Here is a 4628-nt window from a genome sequence, read left to right as displayed (position 1 = left end):
TTTAGGATGGGGATTTTTAATCCAGCTATAGACGGTGAATTTGCTGATCTTGTAGCGCTTTGCAACAGCGCGCCAAGTTTCTCCATTAGCAATATCGTTAAGAATTTTCTGTCGGAATTGGCTGCAGTAGGTCATAGGATATGCTCAGTTTGTTTTTGATAATTCTACTACAAGTTGTTCTTTATATCTGCTTTGGATGGATTGAATTATAAGTGATTTAACCATTCTAATTTTTAGCTACTGACACTATATATCCACACTAAAATCAAAAAGCCCGCAAAAGCGGGCTGATACGTTTTATCCTAAGACAAAAGAAACTAGCGGGCTAAATCGCCTTTTAATGCCACACCGCTCATTAAATTACCGCTATGGCATTCATATTGCGTCGCACTAGAGTAAGGCATTTTCTTATAATAAGAAATTAAGTTAACCACTTTGGTTGCCCCCATTGCTTTAGCGCGCTCTTGGAATTGCTTAACCGCAGATAAAAATGCCCAATTACACGCTTCTACATCTGACTTATTTACTCCATTGGTTTTCTTATTGCTCACCAAACCAGATTTAATAATCTTACCGCCACCTCTAGCAAATCGAAGTTCGATAGAAGGGTCAATCACTTGTGCTGCTTCTGGAGAATTTAACGCCTCTGCAATCGAGAACGTGTTACGGGTATCTGTTGAGCGACAGCCCGATGCAAACAAAGCTGCCCCACAACAAATAGCTATAACATATTTCTTTTTCATATCATTTCCTTGATGAAATTAACCGATAAAATTAACGAGCAATATCGCCAATTAGCGATACTTTTACTCGCGAAGCCCCTACTAAACAAAGAAACTTTCCGGGGCTTGCATTTTGTCCATTCATATCACTGCGCATACGAATAATTTTAGTGCCGCCCAACTGATTAGCCGTTAATTGGAAACGCTCTATCGCAGCAGCGAAAGCACGATAGCACCCTAAAGTTACCCCAGATTCCGCACTTTCCCCTTCATTACGCTGAATAGAAGAACTTTTACGAGAACGAACATCCGCTTTAATCACCTGTCCTTCACCACCATCAAATAACACTGGTACACCGCGCATTTGCACACCATAAGCAGAAGCTTCCGCACCTGCAATTGAAACCTCATGAATGCCACGACTGCCCGTCCCTGCACAAGCGGCTAAAACCAACATTGATGCACCTAATAAAAAACCTTTCATTTACCTTTTATCCTTATTACAATCTGTTTGTGTACAGATTACCATTATCTCATGCTTGATTGCCACCTACTTTTTTTCTCGCCTGCATTTGCACAATACTATTGCCACGACATATTAGACGAACAAGACCAAAAGCGGCTCCTTCAAACGCCCTCACTAGAACATCGCTTACAATGGCAAGTATCGCGCGCAGCTAAACACTATATTCGTCAACACTATCCTAATCGCCCTTTTTGTCTTACCCACAAAATCGACCATGTTGCCATCGCTATTGGACAGACACACAAGCCTGGTATTGACATGGAAACGCTAAAAGAACGCAATTTTTTTGCGCTTGCCAAACACATTGCCAATAAAGCAGAGCAACACTACTTAGCCCAATCTAGTCATCCAACCCTAACCTTTTATCAACTATGGACAGCTAAAGAAGCCTTGATTAAAGCTGAAAATCTTCGTTTTCCAACCGATATGCGTGAAGTCGGCTACCATGTCCATCCCACTCTCCAACTTCGCAGCCCCAGTCAACAAAAATACCACTTCATTAACTTCTTAATAGACAATACCTTTCTAATTACAGCCGCTTTCTCCGAACACTGTCGCTCACTCACGCTACATACAGAAAAAGCGCTGACTAGCAGCGCTTTATTAGGGAATTTAACAACTATTTTTAATCAACAATCTGATATTTCTTAGTTAAAAACAACCGTTTTATTGCCATTTTGAATCACACGATGTTCAACATGATAAAGCAATGCCCTTGCAAGTACCAATTGCTCAATATCATTACCAATTTCGGTTAAACGCCCTACATTCATTCCATGATGAACCCTTGCAACATCTTGCTCAATAATTGGTCCCTCATCCAAATCCGTCGTTACATAATGCGCCGTTGCGCCAATCAGCTTCACGCCTCTAGCATGCGCTTGATAATAAGGACGCGCCCCTTTAAAGCTCGGTAAAAACGAATGATGAATATTGATTGCCCGACCACTTAAATACGCACATAAAGCCGGCGATAAAATCTGCATATAGCGTGCCAATACCACCACATCTACTTTTAATTCTTCAACCGCCTCTCGTAGCTTCGCTTCCTGTTCTGCCTTTGAATCATCTTCTTGATTTTTCAATGGCCAGTAATAAAACGGAATATCATAATGTTCAGCATGATGTTTTAATGTTTCATGATTAGAGCCTACCGCTACAATATCAATCGGTAAACGTCCTGTATCTGCCTGAAACAATAAATTATTCAAACAATGCCCAGCTTTAGACACCATAATTAGCACACGCGCTTTACGCATTGCATCAAACCATTGTGACTGCATTTGCCAGCGCTCTGCTACAGCATTCCAATCCTGACGAATTTCAGACAATGATTGTTTACCTGCAATAGCACTGACCTTAACACGCATGAAAAACCGACCAGATTCTTCATCAAAAAACTGAGCAGAAGTCAAAATATTGATTCTTCGTTCACTTAAAAAGCCTGAAACCGCGTGCACAATACCCGGTTGATCAGGGCAGGCTAAAGTTAAAATATAAGTAAAATGATCATTCATCGAAATTCCTTAATGATAAACCCCGTCTAATAACGGAAATAAAAAACCCATCTTTTCGCTTTATAGAGCCATTACCTTATCGCTAGGCTGCTAAAAAACACATATAAAAAACAATAACACATTACTTTTTACTTACTTATTTAACTTTTGTTATAGGTATTTTTTGAGAATAAAGCGCTACAAATCTTCTATGAAGTTAAGACAAATACTTTTCTAAAAAAGAAAAAGCTGCCCGAATAACGGGCAGCTTACCGGATTATTTTCTTAGTTTAACAGAAGTTTACCATCTTTAATAATTGGGGATTGTGTTTCTAAAAGCACTGCCGCACTTTCCTCTAAACCTTTACGCTCACAATCAGAGAGTAAAGGATCTAAAGTATGCATAATTCCGCTTTTACCAATAACGCGCGGTAAAGCCAAACAAACCCCATATTCACTCGGTCCGCTTACCGTCATTACAGCTCTACTGTCTTTCAAAACAGCTTCTACAATTTTGGCAACCGCTGCACCGATACCATAATAAGTGGCTTGTTTACCGGCGATAATCGTACCTGCTGCACCACGAACCTTACTTTCAATCAAATCCGCTAATTCTTGTGTCCATTGCTTATCCATTGATGCCAAAAATTCGCGAATTGGCATTCCAGCGACTTGCGCATGATCCCAACATAAAACAGAAGAATCCCCATGCTCACCCAAAACATTCGCATGAATATAACGTGGGCTAACGCCACTTTCTCGACCTAATAAATCGCGGAAACGCGCAGTATCTAACACTGTTCCTGTACCTAAAACCAACTCTGGTTTTGGATGTAAAATCCTAGTAACTTCTGTCATAATATCAACAGGATTCGTCGCAATAATCACCACTGCATCAGGGGCATATTTTACGACCTCAGGCACAACGCTCTGAAAAATAGACGCATTTCTCGAAAGCAAATTCAACCGAGATTCACCTGGTTTTTGATTCACTCCAGCAGCAATTACCACCGCTGCTGAACCTGTAATATCTGGATAATGTCCAGAATGAACCCGAACACCACTCGAAACAGCTGCACCATGAGAAATATCCGCTGCTTCTGCACGCGCACGCTCTTCATTTAAATCTACCAACATTAAATCGCTGCACGCACCAGTGAGCGCCATTGCATAAGCAGAGCTTGCTCCCACAAAGCCTGTTCCAATTACACTTACTTTTGCCATTCGTTTCTCCTGTCTGTGCAAAGAATTCTAGTATGCCATTGATAAGCGGCTTTTACTAGCAGATATTTTATCAATTTTTTTAAATTATTTTGAGTATTCTTTATCAGCAAATTTAATCTTGACCTGCCAACTGCCCGTCCAACATTGATTAGGCGCAGCCGCTAAAATACCCATTTTATCTTGTAACACTCCCGTAAAGCCCTCTCTATCTACAATCCCCTGCCAAGAAGGTTCCAAACAAAGAAATGGAGACCTTTGCAAAATTCCGTTTTATACTCATTTTTGCTACTAGTAGAAAAATTAAGACTATGATTTTAATATGTTTTAAAAATTAAAAATTGAAATTTCTCTATTTTATGTTTTTTTGCAAAGGTCTCAAATGGTGCCGTTTGCTGAGATTTAACCGGAGACCAAATACCTAAAAATGGTAAATCCTTACTTCCACAAATGACTTGCTCTCCATTATCGTCTAACAATTCCGCTGTAATTTTGCCAGTATTTGAATGATAAATAAGGGTATTCTCCTTTTCTAGAGTTACTATAAATACCTGATTAAGTAGATAATTTATACTAGGACTATAGCTAGCTTCCCAAAAAATATACAACATTAACTCAATATCCACTTTAAAAACAGCCTAATATCCCAAAGTTTTGTATGTA

General features: G+C 39.7%; 8 protein-coding genes. 1 reads left to right on the top strand and 7 read right to left on the bottom strand.

Annotated elements, in window-relative coordinates:
• The 3 genes from A5N85_RS17850 to A5N85_RS12465 form a co-directional block, all read right to left on the bottom strand.
• Positions 1 to 135, bottom strand: a 135-nt coding sequence (locus tag A5N85_RS17850) for a helix-turn-helix domain-containing protein (protein WP_143143294.1), incomplete at its 3' end; no start/stop codon positions are given.
• A 182-nt stretch (positions 136 to 317) separates the two neighbouring features.
• Positions 318 to 743 (bottom strand): excinuclease ABC subunit A, encoded by a 426-nt coding sequence (locus A5N85_RS12470; protein ID WP_072577502.1) that lies wholly within the window; start codon positions 741 to 743, stop codon positions 318 to 320.
• A 31-nt stretch (positions 744 to 774) separates the two neighbouring features.
• Positions 775 to 1206, bottom strand: coding sequence for a hypothetical protein (locus tag A5N85_RS12465; RefSeq protein ID WP_072577501.1), 432 nt, complete (start codon positions 1204 to 1206; stop codon positions 775 to 777).
• A gap of 51 nt (positions 1207 to 1257) precedes the next feature.
• Between A5N85_RS12465 and A5N85_RS12460 the strand changes: the two genes are divergently transcribed.
• Positions 1258 to 1899: a 4'-phosphopantetheinyl transferase family protein gene (locus A5N85_RS12460; RefSeq protein WP_072577500.1), complete on the top strand. Its 642-nt coding sequence runs from the start codon at positions 1258 to 1260 to the stop codon at positions 1897 to 1899.
• Here the strand turns inward: A5N85_RS12460 and purU are convergent.
• The 4 genes from purU to A5N85_RS12445 form a co-directional block, all read right to left on the bottom strand.
• Entirely contained in the window at positions 1896 to 2765 is an 870-nt protein-coding gene (purU, locus tag A5N85_RS12455) for a formyltetrahydrofolate deformylase (RefSeq protein ID WP_072577499.1), read from the bottom strand. The genes A5N85_RS12460 and purU overlap by 4 nt on opposite strands.
• A gap of 264 nt (positions 2766 to 3029) precedes the next feature.
• Positions 3030 to 3968, bottom strand: coding sequence for an L-lactate dehydrogenase (locus A5N85_RS12450; RefSeq protein WP_072577498.1), 939 nt, complete (start codon positions 3966 to 3968; stop codon positions 3030 to 3032).
• Positions 3969 to 4052: 84 nt separating this feature from the next.
• Positions 4053 to 4229: a hypothetical protein gene (locus A5N85_RS15780; protein ID WP_169818671.1), complete on the bottom strand. Its 177-nt coding sequence runs from the start codon at positions 4227 to 4229 to the stop codon at positions 4053 to 4055.
• Between the two features lie 53 nt (positions 4230 to 4282).
• On the bottom strand, positions 4283 to 4591 hold the full coding sequence (locus A5N85_RS12445; protein WP_143143293.1) for a hypothetical protein: 309 nt from the start codon (positions 4589 to 4591) through the stop codon (positions 4283 to 4285).
• Between the last annotated feature and the right edge of the window lie 37 nt (positions 4592 to 4628).

This window comes from Suttonella ornithocola, assembly GCF_001889065.1.
Classification (GTDB): domain Bacteria; phylum Pseudomonadota; class Gammaproteobacteria; order Cardiobacteriales; family Cardiobacteriaceae; genus Suttonella_A; species Suttonella_A ornithocola.
This window is presented reverse-complemented; position numbering and strand designations above follow the sequence as displayed.

Coding starts and splice junctions, on each gene's coding strand:
- A5N85_RS12470 (WP_072577502.1), bottom strand. CDS start 743: ATGAAAAAGAAATATGTTATAGCTATTTGTTGTGGGGCAGCTTTGTTT.
- A5N85_RS12465 (WP_072577501.1), bottom strand. CDS start 1,206: ATGAAAGGTTTTTTATTAGGTGCATCAATGTTGGTTTTAGCCGCTTGT.
- A5N85_RS12460 (WP_072577500.1), top strand. CDS start 1,258: ATGCTTGATTGCCACCTACTTTTTTTCTCGCCTGCATTTGCACAATAC.
- purU (WP_072577499.1), bottom strand. CDS start 2,765: ATGAATGATCATTTTACTTATATTTTAACTTTAGCCTGCCCTGATCAA.
- A5N85_RS12450 (WP_072577498.1), bottom strand. CDS start 3,968: ATGGCAAAAGTAAGTGTAATTGGAACAGGCTTTGTGGGAGCAAGCTCT.